General features: G+C 66.0%; 22 protein-coding genes and 1 tRNA gene. 10 read left to right on the forward strand and 13 right to left on the reverse strand.

Translation table 11 applies throughout. From position 1 onward, the window contains the following. Window positions 1-364 precede the first annotated feature (364 nt). Window positions 365-859, forward strand: coding sequence for a hypothetical protein (locus ACOZHM_RS02830; RefSeq protein WP_421567422.1), 495 nt, complete (start codon window positions 365-367; stop codon window positions 857-859). Window positions 860-906: 47 nt separating this feature from the next. Here ACOZHM_RS02830 and ACOZHM_RS02835 read toward each other — a convergent pair whose 3' ends face one another. Then, a complete protein-coding gene (locus ACOZHM_RS02835; RefSeq protein ID WP_421567423.1) occupies window positions 907-1,815 on the reverse strand; it encodes an NAD(P)/FAD-dependent oxidoreductase in 909 nt (302 codons plus the stop codon). A gap of 182 nt (window positions 1,816-1,997) precedes the next feature. On the opposite strand from ACOZHM_RS02835, the gene ACOZHM_RS02840 reads away from it, so the two are divergent. After that, window positions 1,998-2,168, forward strand: coding sequence for a CsbD family protein (locus tag ACOZHM_RS02840; RefSeq protein ID WP_421567424.1), 171 nt, complete (start codon window positions 1,998-2,000; stop codon window positions 2,166-2,168). A 183-nt stretch (window positions 2,169-2,351) separates the two neighbouring features. On the opposite strand, the gene ACOZHM_RS02845 is transcribed toward ACOZHM_RS02840, so the two are convergent. Further along, the gene (locus tag ACOZHM_RS02845; protein WP_421567425.1) at window positions 2,352-2,753 is read right to left on the reverse strand and encodes a tetratricopeptide repeat protein; all 402 of its coding nucleotides are present in this window, start codon (window positions 2,751-2,753) and stop codon (window positions 2,352-2,354) included. A 381-nt stretch (window positions 2,754-3,134) separates the two neighbouring features. Beyond that, complete coding sequence (locus tag ACOZHM_RS02850) at window positions 3,135-3,953, reverse strand: hypothetical protein (protein ID WP_421567426.1); 819 nt, start codon at window positions 3,951-3,953, stop codon at window positions 3,135-3,137. A 742-nt stretch (window positions 3,954-4,695) separates the two neighbouring features. Here ACOZHM_RS02850 and ACOZHM_RS02855 point away from each other — a divergent pair. Then, a complete protein-coding gene (locus ACOZHM_RS02855) occupies window positions 4,696-5,460 on the forward strand; it encodes a CPBP family intramembrane glutamic endopeptidase (RefSeq protein WP_421567427.1) in 765 nt (254 codons plus the stop codon). Between the two features lie 208 nt (window positions 5,461-5,668). On the opposite strand, the gene ACOZHM_RS02860 is transcribed toward ACOZHM_RS02855, so the two are convergent. From ACOZHM_RS02860 to ACOZHM_RS02870, 3 genes are all read right to left on the reverse strand, one after another. Then, a complete protein-coding gene (locus ACOZHM_RS02860) occupies window positions 5,669-6,187 on the reverse strand; it encodes a DUF4760 domain-containing protein (protein ID WP_421567428.1) in 519 nt (172 codons plus the stop codon). 247 nt (window positions 6,188-6,434) lie between these two features. Beyond that, window positions 6,435-6,524 (reverse strand) — tRNA-Ser (locus tag ACOZHM_RS02865). 78 nt (window positions 6,525-6,602) lie between these two features. Next, on the reverse strand, window positions 6,603-7,595 hold the full coding sequence (locus tag ACOZHM_RS02870) for a LysR substrate-binding domain-containing protein (RefSeq protein WP_128097859.1): 993 nt from the start codon (window positions 7,593-7,595) through the stop codon (window positions 6,603-6,605). A 125-nt stretch (window positions 7,596-7,720) separates the two neighbouring features. Here ACOZHM_RS02870 and ACOZHM_RS02875 point away from each other — a divergent pair, with 125 nt between their 5' ends. Beyond that, on the forward strand, window positions 7,721-8,308 hold the full coding sequence (locus tag ACOZHM_RS02875; RefSeq protein ID WP_421567429.1) for an FMN-dependent NADH-azoreductase: 588 nt from the start codon (window positions 7,721-7,723) through the stop codon (window positions 8,306-8,308). A gap of 273 nt (window positions 8,309-8,581) precedes the next feature. On the opposite strand, the gene serS is transcribed toward ACOZHM_RS02875, so the two are convergent. After that, on the reverse strand, window positions 8,582-9,862 hold the full coding sequence (gene serS / locus ACOZHM_RS02880; protein WP_421567430.1) for a serine--tRNA ligase: 1,281 nt from the start codon (window positions 9,860-9,862) through the stop codon (window positions 8,582-8,584). 115 nt (window positions 9,863-9,977) lie between these two features. Between serS and ACOZHM_RS02885 the strand changes: the two genes are divergently transcribed. Both ACOZHM_RS02885 and ACOZHM_RS02890 read left to right on the forward strand, forming a co-directional pair. Continuing rightward, entirely contained in the window at window positions 9,978-10,616 is a 639-nt protein-coding gene (locus ACOZHM_RS02885) for a TonB family protein (RefSeq protein ID WP_421567431.1), read from the forward strand. A gap of 267 nt (window positions 10,617-10,883) precedes the next feature. Next, window positions 10,884-11,459, forward strand: coding sequence for a TonB family protein (locus ACOZHM_RS02890; RefSeq protein ID WP_421567432.1), 576 nt, complete (start codon window positions 10,884-10,886; stop codon window positions 11,457-11,459). Window positions 11,460-11,612: 153 nt separating this feature from the next. On the opposite strand, the gene aroA is transcribed toward ACOZHM_RS02890, so the two are convergent. The 4 genes from aroA to ACOZHM_RS02910 all read right to left on the reverse strand — a co-directional run bounded on the left by aroA (window position 11,613) and on the right by ACOZHM_RS02910 (window position 16,244). Further along, on the reverse strand, window positions 11,613-12,920 hold the full coding sequence (aroA, locus tag ACOZHM_RS02895; protein WP_421567433.1) for a 3-phosphoshikimate 1-carboxyvinyltransferase: 1,308 nt from the start codon (window positions 12,918-12,920) through the stop codon (window positions 11,613-11,615). Window positions 12,921-13,011: 91 nt separating this feature from the next. Next, window positions 13,012-14,208: a prephenate dehydratase gene (pheA, locus tag ACOZHM_RS02900; RefSeq protein ID WP_421567434.1), complete on the reverse strand. Its 1,197-nt coding sequence runs from the start codon at window positions 14,206-14,208 to the stop codon at window positions 13,012-13,014. 52 nt (window positions 14,209-14,260) lie between these two features. Beyond that, window positions 14,261-15,346: a 3-phosphoserine/phosphohydroxythreonine transaminase gene (gene serC / locus ACOZHM_RS02905; RefSeq protein WP_421567435.1), complete on the reverse strand. Its 1,086-nt coding sequence runs from the start codon at window positions 15,344-15,346 to the stop codon at window positions 14,261-14,263. 97 nt (window positions 15,347-15,443) lie between these two features. Further along, window positions 15,444-16,244 (reverse strand): FHA domain-containing protein, encoded by an 801-nt coding sequence (locus ACOZHM_RS02910; protein WP_421567436.1) that lies wholly within the window; start codon window positions 16,242-16,244, stop codon window positions 15,444-15,446. A gap of 89 nt (window positions 16,245-16,333) precedes the next feature. On the opposite strand from ACOZHM_RS02910, the gene ACOZHM_RS02915 reads away from it, so the two are divergent. The 3 genes from ACOZHM_RS02915 (at window position 16,334) to ACOZHM_RS02925 (ending at window position 18,565) form a co-directional block, all read left to right on the forward strand. After that, complete coding sequence (locus ACOZHM_RS02915; protein WP_421567437.1) at window positions 16,334-16,609, forward strand: polyhydroxyalkanoic acid system family protein; 276 nt, start codon at window positions 16,334-16,336, stop codon at window positions 16,607-16,609. A gap of 87 nt (window positions 16,610-16,696) precedes the next feature. Next, window positions 16,697-17,191, forward strand: coding sequence for a phasin family protein (locus ACOZHM_RS02920; RefSeq protein WP_421567438.1), 495 nt, complete (start codon window positions 16,697-16,699; stop codon window positions 17,189-17,191). Between the two features lie 249 nt (window positions 17,192-17,440). Then, window positions 17,441-18,565 (forward strand): restriction endonuclease, encoded by a 1,125-nt coding sequence (locus tag ACOZHM_RS02925; RefSeq protein ID WP_421567439.1) that lies wholly within the window; start codon window positions 17,441-17,443, stop codon window positions 18,563-18,565. A gap of 29 nt (window positions 18,566-18,594) precedes the next feature. Here the strand turns inward: ACOZHM_RS02925 and hutC are convergent, their stop codons facing one another. Both hutC and ACOZHM_RS02935 read right to left on the reverse strand, forming a co-directional pair. Continuing rightward, window positions 18,595-19,323, reverse strand: a complete 729-nt coding sequence (hutC, locus tag ACOZHM_RS02930) for a histidine utilization repressor (RefSeq protein ID WP_421567440.1) — start codon at window positions 19,321-19,323, stop codon at window positions 18,595-18,597. A 29-nt stretch (window positions 19,324-19,352) separates the two neighbouring features. Then, on the reverse strand, window positions 19,353-20,735 hold the full coding sequence (locus ACOZHM_RS02935; protein ID WP_421567441.1) for a formimidoylglutamate deiminase: 1,383 nt from the start codon (window positions 20,733-20,735) through the stop codon (window positions 19,353-19,355). 63 nt (window positions 20,736-20,798) lie between these two features. Here ACOZHM_RS02935 and hutI point away from each other — a divergent pair, with 63 nt between their 5' ends. Further along, the gene (hutI, locus tag ACOZHM_RS02940) at window positions 20,799-21,998 is read left to right on the forward strand and encodes an imidazolonepropionase (protein ID WP_421567442.1); all 1,200 of its coding nucleotides are present in this window, start codon (window positions 20,799-20,801) and stop codon (window positions 21,996-21,998) included. The last annotated feature ends 13 nt before the right edge of the window (window positions 21,999-22,011 follow it).

Raw genomic sequence — 22,011 nt, forward strand, 5'->3', positions numbered from 1 at the left:
GATCACCAACGTCGTTCGCTGGCTATTGGACGTGAGCGACTTCAATGCGCAATCCAGCAGAGTTGGCGCTAGTTTCGTCAAGGGATGACGACTCTATGTCGCGATGCGCCCCTCTTCCTTGAATGCCTCACTCGCCACGGAATAGACGAGAAATGATGGCGTTCGCGACGAACTGGCACAGGTAACCGATCCCAGTGCACAATTCCACACAGGCATCGTTGACAGCTGTTGAGTCCAGCAATCAGGATCGTCCCGTCGCCGCACAATCGGTGACCGGGATTGGCGTCCCGAGCCAGAGGCGCACCAGCGCCCGTTAATGCTTTATCGCAGGGCGATGGATCTCTACTCCTTGAGGAATCCCGCCATGTCGATCGACACCCTAGCAGCACCCTCGCCCTTTGCAGTCGATATCGCCAATAGCTTTGGTGTCTTGGCAGAAGCTCTCGATTGGAACACTGCCGACTGGGCAGCGCTCAACGAATACATCAAGGCCCGCGTCGCCGCGACCGGAAAGCGCTTGGACGACATGACACTCTACGAGCTGCAAAGCGCTGTTTGGGCGTCAGGTCCAAAGGGGGCATACGTTTCGCACGTTCATTGCTTGATTGGCCAAGATGACACGGTCAGGCACGACCTGTTCCGGGTAGCCCGAAAGCTGCTGCGCATCTACGACCTCCGGATGATCGAGATGGTGAAGCTGTTCGGTCTGCTCGAGCGTTGCCCCGGCACGATTGAGGATCTGACTGTCAGGAACCTGATGGCGTTGATTTCCATCGTGGACTGGTCAGAGAAGCCCGAGCAGCCGTCGCGATCTTCAATGTTGGAGGAACCGATTCCCGCCGCACAAAGCGAATACTGACAGCCGAAGTGGCACGGATGCCACTCCGCGCCCTGGCGATTGACCGCTCAGTCGAGCAGACCCAGCAAAGAACGGTGCACGGCAACACCCACCAGTGCGCCCTCGCCCACTGCCAACGCGATGCTGCCGGCCATGCGCCCGGCATCGCCACAAGCGAACACGCCGGGCACCGTGGTCTGCTTGGCGGAATCGGCGGTGATGCAGCCTGCGTCCATCAGCTCGCAGCCGAGCTGTTCGGCGATATCCGACGAGAGCGTTGAACGCGGGAGCAGAAACAGCGCGTCGAGGGTGATGCGGCGGCCACCCTCCAATGCGACCGTGGCCGCATCCTCCACATGCAGGATGCGGTCGGATTCAATCACTACATTGCATTCTTCCAGACGCTTGCGCTGCTCCGGGTCGATGCTGTCGGGATTGCTGCAGAACAATGTGATTCGACCCCAGTCGCACAGCAGCAGCGCCTGACCTGCACCACCGTCTTCGGAGCAACCGATCACGCCGATGTTGCCTTCGTAGAGTTCGTAGCCGTGGCAGTACGGGCAATGGAACACGCTGCGACCCCAGCGTTCGGCCAGACCGTCGATGGGTGGCAGCGTGTCGGTGACGCCATACGCAAGCACGAGGCGATCGGCGGAGAACGTGCGACCGTCTTCGCAGTCGACCTCGAAAGACGTGCCCTCCTCAAGTACGCGAGCCTTCTCGGCCTTGCTCTCCACCCAGGTGAGCGTGGGATAGCGCTGCAGTTCCGTGCGCGCCTGCGAGGCGATCTCCGCCGGATGCAGACCCTCCTGGCCGATGAAACCATGGGCAGCCAAGGAGTTTCGATTGCGAGGCTGTCCGGTGTCTAGGACCAGCACACTACGGCGTGCCCGCACCAACTGCAGCGCGGCGGACATGCCGGCGTAGCTGCCGCCGATGATGATCACGTCGAAACGATCTGACGAAGATGTGTTCATGCGCCGGGCTGTTGTGGGTAAGTTGGCGCAGGATACGGCGCGAGTGTGAAGCAACCCTCACGACATGTGCGCTGCGTGACGGCGCAGTTCACCGTCCCGCTACCTGGGGGTCACCGTCTCGCTACCTGCTTTCACGCAGGATGGTTCCACCCACAACGGGTTCAACTTCGAGGCATCCGAACATGGACAAGAACCGTACTGAAGGCGCAAAGAATCAGGTCAAGGGCACCGTGAAGGAAGTTGCCGGCAAGGTGACGGGCGACAAGTCGCAGGAACTTGAGGGCAAGGTGCAGAAGGAAGTTGGCAAGGTGCAGAGCGAAGTTGGCAAGGCCAAGGATGATGCACGGCATTGAGGGTTGTTCAGCCACGCATGGCGTGGCTCTACGTTGCTGAGACAGCACACGTAATGAAGATTGAGCCCCGCATCGCGGGGCTCATCTATTTTCAACGGCACCTCGATACTGGTGCAGGCGTTGGGACGTCCAATACGGCTGGGGCGATTGAAGACCTCCTCGTCCCGCAACTCGAATCATCTTTCAAGGAGCCGACGCGTCGCCCTGGTCGCTTTCGCTTAACCTGCCACGGATGAACTCAAGTGCTCTGCGGTGCTCTTCCAACACAGTGTCGTGGAAGGGAAGTCCAGGCTCAGCAACCTCCGAGAAGCGCTGGATCTCCTGCTTGGCTTCTTCGTACCGCTCCAACTGGATCAGGCAGTCCACCAAACCTGAAGCAACATACGCATCGCGCGATCGAGTCTTCTTTAGCTCACGAAAAGCGCGCAACGACAAGGTCGCGTCGTTGGTTCCATAGCCAATCCCGACCAGTAGCAGCCACGCCCCCTCAGACGAAGGGTCAATGTCAACAAGCTCCAAGAGCTCCTGGCGCGCGCCATCCACGTCGCCAGCCTCCATAAGAATCTTGGCACGCTTAATACCCATTGACGTCGCTTTCCTTGAGCAAATATTGCTATCGCAGCGGGGCTAAGAGGCCTTGCAGGCGATGACACTGCCAACTCAGCCACCATTAAGAGCGTGGTCACTGGCCAACTATGGTACGGGCGCAACTTCACGCAGTGAACGCTCTCGGCGACTCCCGGCGTCTTTCATGGCGGTCATCTACCATCATCGCTGCCCTTTTCCATCCTTTCATGGATGAAGTCTATCGAGTCGAGCTGCGGCGAGGCGTAGAACTGATCGTCGCTGCGACCACCGCGCTGGCGCTCGAAGCGCCTTCCCACGAGTCAGCCCCATACGCTGCGCTGCTGAAGCTGCCACCCAAACCGGGGAGCGCTCATCGGTCAAGCCTTCCAGGACTCATAGCTACTCTGGCGGTACACAGGGCCACAACTCTACCCCTCTCAGCCCAGCCGCCTTGATCGCCCTTACCACCTCAGCGCTCACAATCATTGCATTGGCGGCTTGGTGCGGAACCCCGAAGCGTTGCACGCTATGGAACAAAGGCACGTCCGGCGGACCAATGGGAGAGGGAAAGAAGCCGCGATCGTGCCATGGATAGAGCTCTCTCCCACATTTCTCACAGCTGATTCCTCGCGCGCCATCCATTGAGAGCGGCACTGCCGGCCCCAGACCCAACTGGACGATATCGTCAAGCCGATGCCCTTTTGGGTCTTCCACAGGGAGCACTCCAACACCAAGGCCTGAAAGATGCCCGTTCCAGACAGAGGTCTGCATAAAGCAGGCCTCTTCAATCCAGTTGAGCTTCAAGAAAGCATTGCGGCCCCATTTCAGGCTCTTCTTGACCCTGAAAGGCGCTGCTTTCACCGCACCCTCTCCGCACTTTGAGCAGCGCCTGCTCAGGTCGTAAGTCACCTCGCGAAAAGAGAAGTCGCGCTCTGGCTGCGGATATCCGCTCGCGTGGACGACAACCAGAGCGCAGTGAGAGGCGGCCTTTACCTCGGACGGCGTGAACTCCGTGGTCACTGTGGCCCAGCCATCCCACGAGCGGACCAGGCTGCACGCCTCACTCCAGCCCGGCGCACCTTCCACCACATGGCCAACTCCGATACCACCTGTTTGCGGCCGAGGTTCATCCGGGGGCTCAACTTTCAGCCCCAGGGCGGAAAGTTGGGAGCCTCGGATCTCAGTCCATGCGAAGGTGAAACGGTAGTTGATCTTCATGGGGCAATGCTTTCAGGGGCCAAAGGCGTGAAGAATGGCGGGGTGCACTTGGCTCTATAGAACGTCCCGTTGAGCTCGGGGCGTTTTGAGCATCGAGGACCCCGGATTGCCAATTGTCCTGCCAAGGCGTAGAAGCCTGATTGCAGTGACCGATCCTTGCCAGTTCACCCATTGCCAGGAGAACCGCCATGCTCCGCCAGCTCTCACTCTGCACTGCTTTGCTTTTTGGCGCCACCGCTTGCCAACCGCAACAGACCGCCGAGCCAGAAGCCTCAATCGGGGGCAGCGGAGGGGCGCATCCGACGTCCAAATATCGTTGTGGAGATACCGATCTTGGAGTTCAACTCCTCGGCGAGAGCGCAACGGTCTCCGTCAACGGTGGCGCTCCCGTCAGCCTGGCCGAGCGGACAACTTCCGACGGTCGGACTGTCTTCTCGGACGGCCAACACACGATCACCATCGAGGCCGGTCAGCTGAGCTGGACGCCGCCGCAGGGCACATCTGTCGGATGCACTGGCGGATAGATCCTATGTGTGAATCCACGGCTCGTCGTATATAGCCAACAGCGCTACTTGCGGCGTAACGGTTTCAGCGATGCATTGGGTAGAGCCCACGGCACTCCAGCCGGTCCCAGCTGACCGTGGTGCAACGCGGCCATGACCAATGGCCCCCTGACCAACGCCCCGTGCTGCCGGGCCTGTCGTCGCCAAAAATCCACGCATCTCTGGATATGGAACGTCCCATGCCGTCTCTCCGTCTGCCCACCTGGCTGGCCGCGTGCGTGGTCGTGCTCACCCTGGCTGCATCGATCAACCTGCGCGACCTCGCCGCGTGGCTGGGCACCCCGATCCCGAAACTGCCGATTCCCTATGGCGGCGCCATCCTCGACAACGGCCTGGGCGTGCTGCTGGTGCTGCTCGTGGCCGCGCTGCTGGTGCGGCCGGGCCAGCGCCTGCATGCGCTGCTCGGGTTGCGCTGGAATGGCTGGCAGGGTCCGGCCCTGGCGCTGCTGGCGACGCTGCCGTGCTGGCTGGGTCTGTGGTGGCTGGGTGGATTCAATCCGACCCAGGATCTGCTCGCCCTGATGATGCTCGGCGTGCTGTTTCCACTCGCCGAGGAGATCATCTTCCGCAGTTTCGGTTTCATCTTCGCGCACCGCCAGCAGCGTTGGCCGTGGCTGGCCGCCGCACTGGTCCAGGCAGTGATATTCGGTGCGATCCACTGGTGGTCGTTCGGCGGTGGCGGCGGCATGGCCCTGCAGGTGTTCGCCATCACCGGCATCGGTGGGCTGGTGTTCGCCTGGCTCAACACCTTGGACGATTACACCCTGTGGAGCGGGCTGGCCCTGCACATATCGCTCAACTTGGCCTGGAATGTATTCGTGATCACCGAGGCCACGGCCGTTGGTTGGCCGGCTACCGTGCTGCGCCTGTCGGCGGCGGGACTGGCGGTGGCACTGGTCTGGGCCTGGCACCGCCGTAGAACCCGGTCCCTGGCATTGGCATGAGCCAGTCGAAGGCAGACGGCGCGGGCGGTTCACTCCGGACTGGGCTCCTGCGCAGGGCACATCTGTCGGATGTACTGGCGGACTTAGCTGCCGCCAATGATCACGTCAAATTGCCCAAACGATGGGAGGATGCTCATGTACTCATCTGGTCATCGGGGGATCGCGCCAGCGGCATACAAATGCAGCGTGAATCAAGATTTACGCACGACTACCGCTCTGATCGGACCAACGGCAGCCTCACTTTCCATCGGGGCTTCGCCGGGCTACCCCAACGCTCTGCCATGCGCTGGAGATTCTTGTAAATGGCGTGGTTGTCCTGAACCTTGCGCAGCTCCAGAACATAGTCGGATGCGTAAGCCCAAATCTTGACGACCGTGCCGCAGTAGTTCTCTTTCAGGATGGATTCGTCGTAGATCTTTTGGGACACACCTACACTTACAGCCTCGAAGTAATTGAGTATGTAGGAGACACTTACTGCATCTGGCTGCCCGTAGTTCCTCGCAAAAGCGAGCTCCCGAATGCTGCCCGCTTCGCGCCTCCTCTTCAAAGCGCTGATTCCGCCAGCGAAGTCCTTATCATTCCTTCCGGCGAAGACGAGGTCCGAGCTCTGCTTTTTCTTCGCGAGCTCTACCGTGTTTTTCAAGGAAAGCAGTGCAATGACCACGCCGCCCATGACGAATGCATTCCTGACGTCGTCAGAGGCAAACGTCGACCAGAGCGAACCCATGAACTCCATTCTCTCCCCCAAAAAAAAGACCACCCATCTGGCGATGAGCAGTCCTTTTTGTCTGTGACGAATTAGATGCCGTCAAATCCTTCGCGCATACAATCCTCCTGATCGGACGCCTCCCGGGCGGAAGCGGCTTACGGCCATTCTCACATAGCCCAGCGGCGTGCGCCGCCGTTGATGCTGAATCAGGCGGCAATCCTTTCGATGGAACCCGCTAGTTCAATCGACGCCGCAGATCCGAGATTGGCGGAGAGAGTGGGATTCGAACCCACGGAAGGTTTGACCCTTCGCCGGTTTTCAAGACCGGTGCCTTAAACCGCTCGGCCATCTCTCCGGATGTCGTGCGCCGGCCTCGGCCGGGCGCGTATTCTCGCATGGGCGACCCGGTTTTCCCAAGGCCGCCCGCGTCAACTCAGCCCGCATCCACCGCCAACGCGCCCAGGGCGCTGGCGCGGATCTTCTCCTTGGCCCGCTCGCACGCGCCACCGCAGTCCAGGCGCGAGGCCTCGAGCTGGGGCGGCAGGTGTTCGGCCAGGAAGTCGATGAACACGCGCACCGCCGGCAGCAGGCCGCGGCGGGAGGCGAATACGGCATGGCAGACGCCCTGCGGCAGCGACCATTCCGGCAGCACCACTTCCAGCTCGCCGCTGCGCACGGCGTCGGCGCAGACGGTTTCGGGCAGCATGGTGATGCCGAAGCCGTCCTTGACCATGCTCTGCAGCAGCGGGAAGTCGAACCCCGCCACACGCGGCTGCAGGTCGACACGGCGTACCGCGCCATCCGGGCCGTGCAGTTCCCAGCGCTGGCGGGCTTCGTCTTCGCTGATGCTCAGGGTGACGTGGTTCGCCAGCTCGTCCGGATCCTTGGGGCGACCGGCGCGATCGAGGTATTTCGGGCTGGCCACCAGCAGTTCCTGCACCTGGCCGAAGCTGCGCATGACCAGGCTGCCGTCGTCGTCGAGGCGGGAGCGCACACGCAGGGCGACGTCGTAGCCTTCGTTGATGATGTCCACGCGGCGGTTGCTGATGTTCAGCTGCAGGCGCACCTTGGGGTACTGGGCCAGGAACTTGGGCAGCAGCTTGGGCAGTTGCATCTGCGCCAGCGAGACCGGCACGCTGGCGCGGACCAGGCCGCGTGGCTCGGCGCTGAGGCGGTCCACCACTTCGCGCGCGGCCTGGGCCTCGGCAAGCATGGTCTGGGCGTGGCGGTGCACGCTGGTGCCCACATCGGTGACCGCGAAGCGGCGCGTGGAGCGCTGCAGCAGGCGGACGCCCAGGTCGGTCTCGAGCTGGCTGATGCGGCGGCTCAGACGGGATTTGGGGATGCCCAGGGCACGTTCGGCCGCGGCAAAACCGCCGTGGTCGACCACCATGGCGAAGTAGTACAGATCATTGAGGTCGTGCATACCGAAGTTCCAGATATAGAACAATACGTGGTATTCAACCACCTTTATCCCAGCGGCGCAACAACCTAACCTGCTTTCCGTCGGCGGCGCCTTGACCGCCCTTCCCCGGATAACAGGTGATTGCCATGAAGCTTCTTCACATTGATGCCAGCGTGCTGGGCGACAACTCGGTGTCCCGCCAACTGTCGGCGGCTGTGGTCGCACGCTTTGATGAGACCGTCGAGAACCTCGACGTGACCTACCGCGACCTTGATCGTAACCCCATTCCGCATCTGACCAGCAATTCGCTGGCCCAGGCCGACGCGGCCGAAGCGACCGATGCGGAAGCGGTGATGCAGCAGTTCCTGGCGGCAGACGTAGTGGTTATCGGCGCGCCGATGTACAACTTCAGCATTCCTTCCACGCTGAAGGCCTGGATCGACCGCGTGGCGGTGGCCGGGCGCACCTTCAAGTACACCGAGAACGGCCCGGTGGGCCTGGCCGGTGGCAAGCGGGTGATCATCGCCAGTGCGCGTGGCGGCATCTATACCGATTCGCCGGCCGACTTCCAGGAGCCGTTCCTGCGCCAAGTGTTCGCCTTCATGGGCATCACCGATGTGGAATTCGTGCGCGCCGAGGGCATTGCCTATTCGCCGCAGCACCGCACCGACGCCATCGCGGCGGCGCTGGCCAGCCTGCCGGCGGCCGAGTTTGAGGAAGTGACGGCGGCCTGAGTGTTCCAGGGCAGGCGTTGAGTCCTCGTCGGACGCCCTGCCCGGGCCGGGGTCCCCTCCCCCTTCCGGCCCACCCCACGGCCCCGCTTTGGCGGGGCCGTTTTTTTTGGAGAAGCGCCGCAGCGCCGGTGACCGTGACCCGAGGTAGAGCCAGGCCATGCCTGGCTGTGCGCGGTACCGGAACGAGGAGCAGCCACGCATGGCGTGGCTCTACGTGGGTCGAGGCGGCCAGCGTAACGATAAAAAACCCGCCTTTCGGCGGGTTTCTTTCGGTTACGCGATGGTGTCCAGGCCACCCATGTAGGGCTTGAGCGCGTCGGGGATGGTGATGCTGCCGTCGGCGTTCTGGTAGTTCTCCATCACCGCGATCATGGCGCGGCCTACCGCTACGCCCGAGCCGTTGAGGGTGTGCACCAGCTCCGGCTTGCCGGTTTCCGGGTTGCGCCAGCGGGCCTGCATGCGGCGGGCCTGGAAATCACCGGTGTTGGAGCACGAGGAGATCTCGCGGTAGGTGTCCTGCGAAGGCAGCCACACTTCGAGGTCGTAGGTCTTCACCGCCGAGAAGCCCATGTCGCCGGTGCACAGCAGCACCTTGCGGTACGGCAGGCCCAGCTTTTCCAGCACCACTTCGGCGGCGCGGGTCATGCGCTGGTGCTCGGCCTCGCTGTCGGCCGGGGCGCAGACGGTGACCAGCTCCACCTTCTCGAACTGGTGCTGGCGGATCATGCCGCGCACGTCGCGGCCACCGCTGCCGGCTTCGGCGCGGAAGCACAGCGAATGGGCGGTCATGCACAGCGGCAGGCGCTCGGCGTCGACGATCTCGTCGCGCACGATATTGGTCAGCGACACTTCCGAGGTCGGGATCAGGTAGCGGGTGGATTCGCCCACGGCCGTCTTGAACAGGTCGTCCTCAAACTTGGGCAGCTGGCCGGTGCCGCGCAGCGACTCGGCATTGACCAGCACCGGCACGTTGGTTTCCTCGTAGCCGTGCTCGCCGGTGTGCAGGTCCAGCATGAACTGGGCCAGGGCACGGTGCAGGCGCGCGATCGGGCCGCGCAGGACGGTGAAGCGCGAACCGGACAGCTTGGCGCCGCCCTCGCCGTCAAGGCGATGCAGGCGCGCGCCCAGCTCGACATGGTCCAGCACGGGGAAATCGAAGCTGCGCGGGGTGCCCCAGCGCTTCTGTTCAACGTTCTCGGACTCGTCCTTGCCCGCCGGAACATCATCCGCCGGCAGGTTCGGAATGCCCATGGCGATAATTTCGATCTTGTCGCGCAGCTCGTCCAGGGCCACTTCCGAGGCCTTGAGCTCATCGGCGAAGGCGGCGACCTCGGCCATGATGGCCGAGACGTCTTCGCCCTTGGCCTTGGCCTGGCCGATCGCCTTGGAGCGGCTGTTGCGCAGGCTCTGCAGCTCCTGGGTGCGCACCTGGATGCGCTTGCGGTCGGCTTCCAGCGACTCCAGTCCAGAGACGTCCAGCTCGAAACCACGCGAGGTGCGCAGGCGTTCGGCAAGGTCGGCGGGCTGTTGGCGGAGCAGGGCTGGATCAAGCATGGCGTTTGGGCGGCATTGGCGGGTCTGGAGGGGGATTATCGCCTGTAATCCGATTTTCTGCCGCCCGGTTCATTCCGGGCGTGGCAGAATCGGGGTGTTCACTCTGGTATGGCTCATGTCCGCTTCCCGCTCCTCGTCTGGCAAGAACATCACCTTCCACCTGCCCCGCCGCAGCCTGAAGATCGCCGGGATCGCCTTCGGCGTCGGCGTGCTGCTGTTCCTGGTGGTGTGGCTGAGCAACCGCAACAGCGATTTCTACAAGGCCGGCCCGGCCCAGACGCCGCAACAGGTGGCCGAGGTCGAGCCGCTGCCCGAGCCCTTGGCCGCGGCCGCCGGTTCCAGCGACATGCCGGACGCGAAGGCCCCGCCGGCCGACGAAGAGAAGCCGCAGCTGGTGGAAACCGCCCCGCCGCCGCCCCCGGCGCCGACGGCACCGGCAGCCCCGACGACGGCGCCGCCCCAGAGCGCGATGGCCGCCGGCGATCGCCCGCAGCCGATCGCCGACCAGTCGCCGCCGCCCACCTACCCGCCCGCCGCACTGCGCAGGGGCGAGACCGGCAGCGTGGTGGTCCGCGTGGATGTGGATGCCACCGGCGTGCCGATGAACGTGACCATCGTGCAGCGCAGTGGTTCGCGCGACCTGGACCGCGCCGCCACCGACGCCGTACGCCGCTGGCGCTTCCTGCCGGCGCAGAACAACGGCGTGGCCGTGACCGGCAGCATCGAAGTCCCGTTTGATTTCAAGGCGCAGTGAAACTGCGCCGGTAGGTGTGCATTGGTATGTACGCACTGTTAGTGCGAACACCGTTTCATGATGTACCGACCGACGGTTTCATGATGTACCGACCAACGGTCGGTACCTACCGGGGTGCGATCACGATCGCGTCAAACCCGCGTATAGGCCGGACTCATCATGCTGAACCTCAACAGGAATGCAGTCGCCGCGTTGACGTTCCAGTGACACACCTTCAACTCGCAACAGGCAAGACTGGCGTCGTCAACTCGACACCAGGAGTCCGCCATGAGTGTTACTCACGCACACGAGATGCCCACTTCGCCGCAGCATCAGCGCGACGTTACCGATGATCCGGCTCGCCGCCGCACCTCTCCCTGGTTGTGGATGGCGCTGATTGTCGCGATGTTCGCCGCTGCGCTGGTCTGGCTGCGCTATGCCAACCCCACGGACGACGTCAGTGCACCGATCGGCGAGCGCATGCTGCCGGCCACTGAAACGCCGGTTGCCACCACGCCTGTCCCGGCCAATCGCGAGGCCGCGCCGGCGACCGCACCGCGTAAAGCTGTGGTTGCCGTGCGTGATCGTGATGCCCGCCCGCTGACGAGCAATGCCAAGCCGGTCTATCCGCGCACGGCGCTGCGTAGCGGTGTGGAAGGCAGCGTGATTGCCAGCCTCAATGTGGATACGCGTGGTCAGGTGACCGAGGCCAATATCGTGGAGCGCAACGGTACGCGCGACCGCGACTTGGATCGCGCGGTGCTGACCACGGTGCGTGACTGGAAGTTTGAGCCGGCGATGCACAACGGCCGTGCGGTGGCCAGTGTGGTGCGCGTGCCGGTGGATTTCCGCACCGAGCGCTAATCCAATTCGACGAATAACGGCGGGGGAGCCGGGGGCCGATCGTTTGATCGGCCCTTTTTTTTGTGGGGCAGCGTAGAGCCACCCCATGGGTGGCTGCGCATCGTTCTGGTTCCGCGAAGCCACCCATGGGGTGGCTCTACGGCGGTCGACTTATTACGCCAGGTTGAAACCCGCGCCGCGGGCGATGCCGTCGAAGTTCGGGAACGAGGTGGCGACATTGGCGATGTCGTTGATGCGCACCTCGCCCGTGCTGAGCTGGCCGGCGATGGCGAACGCCATGGCAATGCGATGGTCGCCGTGGCTTTCGATGGTGCCACTGCCCATCGGATGGCCGCCGTGGATGGTCGCGCCATCCTCGGTTTCGTCCACCTGCACGCCCAGGCTGCGCAGGCCGGTGGCCATGGCCGCCAGGCGGTCCGATTCCTTGACCCGTAGTTCGGCGGCGCCGCGCACGACGGTGTTGCCCTGGGCGGCCGCTGCCGCGACGAATAACGCCGGGAACTCATCGATCATGTCCGGCACCAGCGCTTCGGGGATCTCCGCGCCGTGCAGCGGTGCGTAGCGCACCACCAGGTCGGCCACAGCCTCCCCGCCCTGCTCGGTATGGTTCTCTTCCACGATGTCCGCGCCCATCAGCCGCAGCGCGGCCAGCAGACCGGTACGGCGCGGGTTGAGGCCCACCTGGCGCAGGCGCAGTTCCGAGCCCGGAATGATGCTGGCGGCCACCAGGAAGAACGCGGCAGACGAGAAATCGGCCGGCACCGCGATGTCGGTCGCGCGCAGGCGCTGGCCGCCCTGCAGGCGCGCCTTGCCCGGCGAGAACTCGATGTCCACGCCGAACGCGCGCAGCATGCGCTCGCTGTAATCGCGGGTCGGGTGCGGCTCGGTCACGGCGGTGACGCCCTCGGCGTACAGCCCGGCCAGCAGCACGGCGGACTTGACCTGGGCACTGGCCACCGGCGAGGCGAAGTCGATGCCGTGCAGCGTCTGGCCGCCGTGCACGCGCAGCGGCGGGGTGCCGTCGGACTCGGTGTCGATCTTCGCGCCCATCTGCGCCAGCGGGCCGGTCACGCGGCGCATCGGGCGGCGCGACAACGATTCGTCGCCCACCATCACCGAGTCGAACGGCTGCGCGGCCAGCAGGCCGGCCAGCAGGCGCATGCCGGTGCCGGCATTGCCGCAATCCAGCGGCGCGCTGGGCGCCTGCAGGCCATCCACGCCGACGCCATGCACGATGCGCTGCGACGGCGACGGGGTCTCGATGCGTACGCCCATCTGCGAGAAGATCGCGGCGGTGGCGCGGGTGTCTTCGCCTTCCAGGAAACCGTCGATATGCGAGACGCCGTCGGCCAGCGCGGCGAACATCACGGCGCGATGCGAGACGGACTTGTCGCCGGGAATGGTCAGGCTGCCCTGCAGGGGCTGGCCCTTGCGGGCGGTCCAGGAAGCGGAAGCGGTCATCGATGAATCCTGTCGGGCCACCCATGCGGGCGGCGGTAATGCGGAAAGTCGGTGGAGCGGCGCAGCGCGCGGTGCGGCTGCGCCGGCAGGCTCAAGGCACGGCCACCGGATACGAGCCCAGCACCTTGATCTGCGCCGAGTGCGCCTTCAGTTCGGCCAGCGCCGCCTGCATGGCCGCATCGTCGATGTGGCCGGCCAGGTCGATGAAGAAGCCGTATTCCCACTTGGCGTTGTGCGAGGGCCGCGATTCGATGCGGTTCATGCTGATGCCGTGGCGGGCGAACGGGCTGAGCACGTCGAACAGGGCACCGGGCTTGTCGTGGATGAACACCAGCACCGAGGTGCGGTCGTGGCCGGAGGTCGGGAAGAACTGGCGGCCCACCACCAGGAAGCGGGTGGTGTTGTCGGCGTCGTTCTGGATCGGCTTGGTGACCACCTTCTTCAGGCCGTACACGTGCCCTGCACTCTCGCCGCCAATGGCGGCGGCATCGTCGGCGTTGCGGGCGCGGCGCGCGCCTTCGGCATTGCTGGAGACCGGCACCTTCTCGGCCTTGGGAAGGTTGGCGCGCAGCCACGAGGAGGTCTGCATGAACGATTGCGGGTGGCCGTAAACGCGCTCGACATCCTCCAGCCGACCACTGCGCGACATCAGGTACTGCTGCACGCGCAGCTCGACCTCACCGCAGATCTTGAGGTTGGAGGTGAGGAACATGTCCAGAGTGATCTGGATGGTGCCCTGCCCCGAGTTTTCCACCGGCACCACGCCGAAATCGGCGTTGCCCGCTTCCACTTCCTGGAACACTTCTTCGATGCTGGCCAGCGGCAGGCCCAGTGCCGAGCGGCCGAAGTGTTTGAGCACGGCCTGCTGGCTGAAGGTGCCCTCCGGGCCCAGGTAGCCGATCTTCAGCGGCTCCTGCTGGGCCAGGCAGGCCGACATGATTTCGCGGAACACGTGCACCAGCACTTCGTCGCTGAGCGGACCTTCGTTGCGGTCCACCACCATGCGCAGCACCTGGGCCTCGCGTTCGGGGCGGTAATAGTCCACGGCGGCGGCGAGCTTGCCCTTGGCCTTGCCGACCTGGTGGGCGAACTGCGCGCGTTCGGCGATCAGCGCCTGGATGCTGCGGTCGATGTGGTCGATCTTGGCGCGCACATCGGACAGGACCGGCGCGGCGGTAGCAGGCAGGGCGTCAGCCTTGGCCTTGGCCGGCTTCGGCGCGGCCTTGGACGCGGCGGCCGGTGCAGGCTTGGCGGCGGATGCCTTGGGCTTGGCGGGTTTGGTGGCCATCAGGGGTTCCAGTTGCAGTGGGGCGGCGGGCGCCCCGGTAAAGTCGAGAGCGTCAGCCGTTGCGCTGCTGGAAATCGCGCATGAAGGCGACCAGCGCCTGCGCGCCTTCCACCGGCAGGGCGTTGTACAGCGAGGCACGGATGCCACCGACCGCCTTGTGGCCCTTCAGCGCCAGCAACCCGGCGGCCTTGGATTCACTGACGAAGCGCGTGGTGAGCGTTTCATCGGGCAGGAAGAACGGAATGTTCATGCGCGATCGCGCCGCCGGCACCACGTCGTTGCGGTAGAAACCGCCGGAGGCATCGATGGCGCCGTAGACCAGGGCGGACTTGGCGGCATTGCGGCGCGCGAATTCTTCCACGCCGCCTTCGGCCAGCATCCACTGGAATACCAGGCCGGCCAGGTACCAGTTCCAGGTCGGCGGGGTGTTGAGCATGGAGTCGCGCGCGACGTGCGAGCGGTAATCGAAGATGTCCGCGCGCGGCTGGCCGCTGCGTTCGAGCAGGTCGCGGCGCACGATCACCACCGACACGCCGACCGGGCCGAGGTTCTTCTGCGCGCCGGCATAGATCAGCCCATAGCGCGACACGTCGAGCGGTTCGCTGGCGATGGAGGAGCTGAAATCGGCGAACAGCGGCACGTTGCCCACGTCCGGGGTGTCACGGAACTCGACGCCGTGGATGGTCTCGTTGGCGGTGATGTGGACGTAGGCCGCATCGTCGGAAAGCTGCCACTGGGCGCGCGGCGGAATGTCGTGGTAGCCGTTGGCCTCACTGCTGGCGGCGACGTTGACCGTGACGTAGGGACTGACCTGCTTGATCGCGGTCTTGCCCCAGTGGCCGGTGACCACGTAGTCCACGGTCTGCCCGGGCGTGGCGAAGTTGAGCGCGAGCAGCGCCTGCTGGGTGGTGGCCCCGCCGGCGAGGAACATCACCGCGTAGTCGTCCGGAATGCCGATCAGGCGGCGCAGGTCGGCCTCGGCCTGGGCGGCGACGGCCATGAACTCCGGGCCGCGATGGCTCATTTCGACAATGGAGGCGCCAGCGCCGTTCCATTCCAACATCTCTTCCTGCGCCTGGCGCAGGACCGATTCCGGCAGGGTTGCAGGGCCGGCACTGAAATTGAACGCGCGCGTCATGTCACACCTATGGGGCAAGACCCCTAGTATGCCGCAGCGCACCAGCCTTTAGGCCTTGCCGCACAAGGCCAATTTGGTTGCGTTTGAATCTATTGGTTCAGCGCGCGCCGAACCAGAGCAGCAGGCTGAGGATGGCCGCCAGCAGCAGCGCGCTGCCCAGCAGCCATGGCCAGCGGCTGACCCGCTTGGGCTTGGCGGGAACATCCGCTGCCGTGGGCAGATCGAGCAGCTCGTCCTCTTCGTCGCTGACCACGCGCTTGCGGCCGTCGTGCGGCACTTCGAGCACGAAGCGGTGCTGGGCGTCGAACACGAGCTGGTCGCCCGGCTGCAGCCAGCAGTGACGCACGCTGATGCCATTGACCCGGGTCGATTCGCCCGCGCCAAGATCGCGCAGCAGCAACCGCTCGCCGTGGCGCTCCAGGCGCGCGTGCTGTTCGGCAAACGCCGGGTCGTCGATGACGATGTCCGCCTCCGCCCCGCGCCCGATCACGCGCGGGCGGTCGAGGGTGAAGCTGCGTCCGTGGTGCTGGCCGCCGACACCGCGCAGCAGGCGCGGGTCCTCGCCGCCGTCATCGCTGCGCGACGGGGCGTGGTTGAGGGCCTCGCACTCGCCTTGGATCAGCATCTCCACGCCGTCGGCGTAGACCGCGTCACCCGGACGCAGCAGCGCCATGCGCCGCACCGGCCGTCCGTTGACGTGAATACCCCGGATGCCGTTGGCCACCTGCAGCCACAGGCCGCGGTCGTCCAGACAGAACTGGGCCAGCAGCAGGGTGCCGGCCGCGTCGCCGCCGAGGCGGACGCTGCCCGAGGCATGGCGCACGATGCGCTGCACCCCCGGCCGCAGTGGCTGGTCGGGGTGTTGGCGATGAGTGAAGTGAACAAGCAGGTTCTGCACGCGGCGCAGCCTAGCAGGTTGGGTGTGCGGGAGGATAGAAGTGTGCACAATGCACGCCCTTTTCTCTTATTCGCCCGCCAGGAGCCTGTATGTCCAGCATTGATATCCGCCACGCCCACGCCCTGCCCGACGAAGGCGCGCGCAAGGCGATCGAAGAAGTGGCGGCCAAGCTGTCGGAGCGCTTCGGGCTTCAGAGCAATTGGGTCGGGGACGTACTGAACTTCAGCGGCTCCGGTGCGGACGGGGCCATCGAACTGCAGCCCGGCGCGGTTCGCGTGACCGCCAAGCTGGGCTTCCTGCTGTCGGCGATGAAGAGCATGGTGGAAAGCGAAATCCAGCGCGTCCTGAAAGAAAAGCTGGGCTGAACCCACGCTGCCACCGGGCGCGGCCATCACGCCGCGCACCTCCGGGGCTGGGTAGGATCGGCGGGTGGCCACTCACAGGATCGCCCCATGAACGCACACGATGACTTCGATGACCGCACCCCGGGCGAAAAGCCCTCGCTGCAGGACCAGGCCGAGCGCTTCTCGCGCAAGCTGACCGATTCGGCCCAACAGATCTGGCTGGCCGGGCTGGGCGCGTTTGGTCGCGCGCAAGCCGAAGGCAGCCGGGTCTTCGACAACCTGGTCAAGGAAGGCGAGTCCATCGACGCGCGCAACCGCGAGCAGGCCGGTGATGCCCCGCGCTGGCGCGACAACGTCGAGGAACACCTGGGCGAGGCGCGCGAGAAGGCGGCCGGCACCTGGGACAAGGTCGAGAAGGCCTTCGACGACCGGGTCCAGGGCGTGCTCAAGCGCCTGCACATCCCCACCGCCGAAGACGTGGCCGCGCTCAATGCCCGTATCGATGCGCTGACTGCGCGCGTCAACCGCGCCGAGGCCCGCAACGCCTCGCCGAATGCGGACCCCCGCCCGGGCACCCACCAGTCACCCGGCGCCGATCCCTGATTGTTGCAAAGCAGCACGCGGTTGTTGACAATCAGACACGACCCGCCAATCGCTTCTGCGCCGTTTGTTCCCTCCCCTCACGGCTTAGGATTGGCGGGTTTTTCGTGTCTGCGGCAGATTGGAGTGAAGTGAGACTTCCGTCACCGGCAGGGAAACGGATCGTGCGTCGAAGGTGAAAACGACACCCCGCAGACAGGGCCGAGCGCATATAAACTGTCTACGCACATCCGTGTTCATCCTCTAGGTCTCATGTTCTCCTGGATTCTCGCGCTCCTGCTGGCCCTCGTTGTCTGGTCCCTTGCCGCCGCCTACTTCTGGCTGGTGAAACGCCGCCGCAAGGAGACCCGGCTGGGCCTCAATGCCTTGGCCGGCATGCACTGGCGGGACTTTTCCGAGATGGTCCGGCGCGCGCTCCACGAGCAGCGCGGGCTGCAGGATGTAACCGGCGAGGTCGATGACAGCCGCGAGCCGCGCAGCGATTTCCTCATGCAGGACGCCCAACAGCAGCGCTGGCTGGTGTCGTGCAAGCACGGGCGCGCCTACCGTATCGGCACGGCGGCGGTGAACGAACTGGGCGCCGCGGCCCGTCTGGCCGGTGCGCGTGGCGGCATCCTGATCACCGAAGGCCAGATCGAGCGCGACGGCCGCGCGGCGGCGGAGAAGCAGCATGTGGAGGTGCTCGACGGGCCCCTGCTGTGGCCGCTGCTGCAGCCCTACCTGCCCGGCGACGTGGAGGCGCGGGTCAAGCACGAGGCGCGCCGCGAGGCGATCCGCCGGATTTCCATTGCGGCACTAGGCTCGCTGACCCTGGGGCTGCTGGTGGGCATGGGCTACCTCACTTCCCGCCTGGATCAGCCGGCGTGGACGACGGAGTCAACTCCAGTCACGACTGCTCCGGCTGCGGCTCCGGCTCCAACTGCGGCTGCTCCGGTTGACCCGGCGGCCGCGGCGCCTGAATCCGCCAAGCCGGCAGAGGCTGCGGCGGCACAACCGTCTCCCGCCCCTGCGCCAGCGGAGACACCCGCCGCTGGACCCGCCACTGCAACGCCGGCCCCGGCCGCCGCCGAGACCGCCCCGCACGGCAGCGAGCAGACCCACATTCTCGGCACCGTGGCCGATCCCGATGCCGCCACGCTGGCGCGTTACCAGCGCGAGCTGGCCACGCTGCTGGGCCAGCAGACGGGCGTGCTGAGCGCGTTCTGGCAGACCCGCCAGACGCTGGCGATCAACCGCTCGGCCGAGATCGACGAGGTGTGGCCGCACATCTGCACCCAGGTGAAGCGCTACCCGGCGCTGCGCACGGTGCGCATCCAGCTCAATCCACGCCTGGGCACCGACGAGCCGGTGCGCTGGCGCCAGTGCGCCACGTTGTAACCGTGTGCCGGGCAGAGCCCGGCACTACCTCAACGCGCGCCGGGCGCGAATTTCGCCACCAGGTCCCACGCGTCGCCCAGGAACATCTGGCGCACGCAGGTGATGGGCTGTTCGCCGCGCCAGGTGAGGCGGTCGATCACCAGGCAGGCAGTGCCCGGCTTGACCTCCAGCAGCGCCGCGGCCGCCGCGTCGGCGCCCCAGGCACTGATCCGGTGCTGGGCGCGCGTCCACGACACGTTCTGCAGCAGCCAGCTGCCCGGTGCGGTCACGGCGAAATCGATATCCAGCACTTCGGGCACGCCGACCGGGCTGATCAGGCGGTGTTCCAGCGCGAACGGCTTGCCGTCGGCGCGGTGCAAGCAGCGGATCGCCAACAGCTTCTCGCCCCCGGACAACGCCATTTCCTCGCTCGCCTCGGGGTCCGGGCGGCGGTAGGCGCGGTCGAGCAGCTGGTAGCCATAGACGTGGCCGCGCGCACCGACCGCCATCGCAATATCGGGAATCTCCAGCGCCACCTGCTCCAGGTGCGGCGGTTGCCGGGCCACGAACGAACCGGCACGACGGCGGCGCTCGATCATGCCGCTCTCGGCCAGCGCGGTCAGCACCTTGTTCACCGTCATGCGCGAGCAGCCGTACTGCTCCATCAGCTCATGCTCGTACGGGATGCGGAATCCCGGCGGCCATTCGCCGCTGAGGATGCGGCTTTCCAGATCGGCACGGATGCGCTGGTTGAGGGTGGCTGCTTTCTTGCCCGTCACTCGGGAGTCCTGGATTGGGTCGGCGGGGATCAGCGCGCGGCGGTCAGCACGCTGCGCAGGGCCTGGGCGAAACGCGCCGCCACGGCATCGCGCTGCACGTGACGTCCCTGCCGGACCAGCTCGCGCCCCCCGCGCCATACCGATCGCACCGCGCCATTACGTGCGGCGAACACCCAGCTGTCAAGCCAGGCATCGCCCTCGCGCGCGATCAACGCCGGGTGCTGCGGGTCCAGTTCGACCACGTCGGCCGGCGCGCCCGCCTGCAGGCCGGTGCCCACACCCAGCGCCTGCGCGGCACCGTGCAGCGACTGTTCGAACAACCAGCGACCGCTCGAGGCGTCGTCCTGCGGCGCCAGCACGTTGCGCCCGCGCAGCTGCAGGCGTTGACCGTACTCGAGCAGACGCAGTTCCTCGGCGGCATCGATGAGCACATTGGAATCCGAGCCGACGCCGAACCGGCCGCCGGCACGCGCGAAGCCCTGCATCGGGAACAGGCCGTCGCCCAGGTTGGCCTCGGTGATCGGGCACAGGCCCACCACCGCGCGGCTGTCCAGCATGCGCTGCACTTCGTCGGCATCCACATGGGTGGCGTGCACCAGGCACCAGCGTTCGTCGACCGCCGCGTGGTCGTACAGCCAGCGCACCGGGCGCAGCCCGCTCCAGGCCACGCACGCATCTACCTCGCGGGTCTGTTCGGCGATATGGATGTGCACCGGGCCGTCGTTGAGCGGCAGCAGGGCCTGCAGTTCCTCACCGGTGACCGCGCGCAGACTGTGCGGGGCGATGCCCAGCACGGCGTCGGGCTGGCCACGCAGCGCCTGGCGGCAGCCGTCCAGCAGCGCGGCGAAACCGTCCACGTCGTGGATCAGCCGGCGCTGCGCCGGGTTCGGCGGCGCGCCACCGAAGTCGGCGTGCGCGTAGAACACCGGCAGCAGGGTCAGGCCGATGCCGCTGCCCTGTGCGGCGGCGGCGATGCGCGCGGCCATCTCGGCGCGGTCCGCATACGGCGTGCCGTCGGCGGCATGGTGCAGGTAATGGAACTCGCCCACGCGGGTGAAGCCGGATTCCAGCATCTCCACATACGCCTGCTCGGCGATGGCCTGCACCGCCTCGGGCTGCAGGTGGGCCAGGAAGCGGTACATCAGCTCGCGCCAGCTCCAGAAGCTGTCGCCGCTGCGCCCGCCGATCTCGGTCAGGCCGGCCATGCCGCGCTGGAACGCGTGGCTGTGCAGGTTGCCCAGTCCCGGCAGCGCGATCGTCAACGGCGTATCCCCCGGCTGCGCCGGCACGCCCGCGCTCACCTGCTGCAGCGTGCCGCCGGTTCCGACAATGCGCACATCGCGCGCCCAGCCCTGCGGCAGCAGCGCGTGGTCGGCATGGAAAGCGAAGGCGGAGGCAGGGTTGGCTGGCATGACTGGACATCCCGGAAGTGACGCCTATATTGTATAGACATATAAGCCGCCGTGGTTGCTGCCATGCACTGTGACACCCTCTGGACCCACGCCCACCTGATCACCGCCGACGGCCCCGGCCTGGGCGTGATCCGCGATGGGGCGATCGCCGCCCGCGACGGCCGCATCGTGTATGCGGGACCTGCCGCTGAGGCCGCCCACCTGCAGCCGGCGCAGCGCGTGGACTGCGGCGGCCGCTGGATCAGCCCGGGCCTGATCGACTGCCACACCCACCTGGTGTACGCCGGCAACCGCGCCAACGAATTCGAGCAGCGCCTGCAGGGCGTGAGCTATGCCGACATCGCGCGCGCCGGCGGCGGCATCGTCTCCACGGTGCGCGCCACCCGTGCTGCCAGCGAGGAGGACCTGCTTGCAGCCAGCCTGCCACGACTCGACGCGATGCTGGCCGAAGGCCTCACCACCGTCGAAATCAAGTCGGGCTACGGGCTGACCCTGGAAGATGAAACCAAGCAGCTGCGCGTGGCACGCGAGCTGGGCCGCCAGCGCGCGGTGGAGGTGGTACCCACCTTCCTCGGCGCCCACGCGGTGCCGCCGGGCCGGCAGGCGCAGGAATACATCGACGAGGTCTGCGAGGTGATGATTCCGGCGGTGGCCGCGCAGGGCCTGGCCGAGGCGGTGGACATATTCTGCGAGAACATCGCCTTCAGCACCGCGCAGGCCGAACAAGTCTTCACCGCCGCACAGCGCCACGGGCTGGCGGTAAAGATCCATGCCGAGCAGCTCAGCAACCAGCACGGCGCGGCACTGGCCGCCCGCCATGGGGCGCTGTCGGCCGACCACATCGAACACCTCGACGCCGACGGCATTGCCGCGATGCGTGTGGCCGGCACCGTCGCGGTGCTGCTGCCCGGCGCGTTCTATTTCACCCGCGACACCACCCTGCCCCCGATCGATGCGCTCCGCGCGGCCGGCGTGCCGCTCGCGCTGGCCACCGACAGCAACCCGGGCACCTCGCCGCTGACCAGCCCGCTGCTGGCCATGAACATGGCCGCCACCCTGTTCCGCATGACCGTGGACGAATGCATTGCCGGCTTCACCCGCGAAGCGGCGCGCGCGCTCGGCCGGCAGGACCGGATCGGGCGGCTGGCGGTCGGCCTGGACTGCAATCTGGCCGTGTGGGACATCGAGGCGCCCGCCGACCTTGTCTACCGCATCGGCTTCAACCCGCTGCACGCGCGCGTGATGCGCGGCGTTCCCGCCTGAACTTTGAGATGTC

The sequence above is a fragment of the Stenotrophomonas sp. PD6 genome (genome assembly GCF_049199305.1).
Lineage (GTDB): Bacteria > Pseudomonadota > Gammaproteobacteria > Xanthomonadales > Xanthomonadaceae > Stenotrophomonas.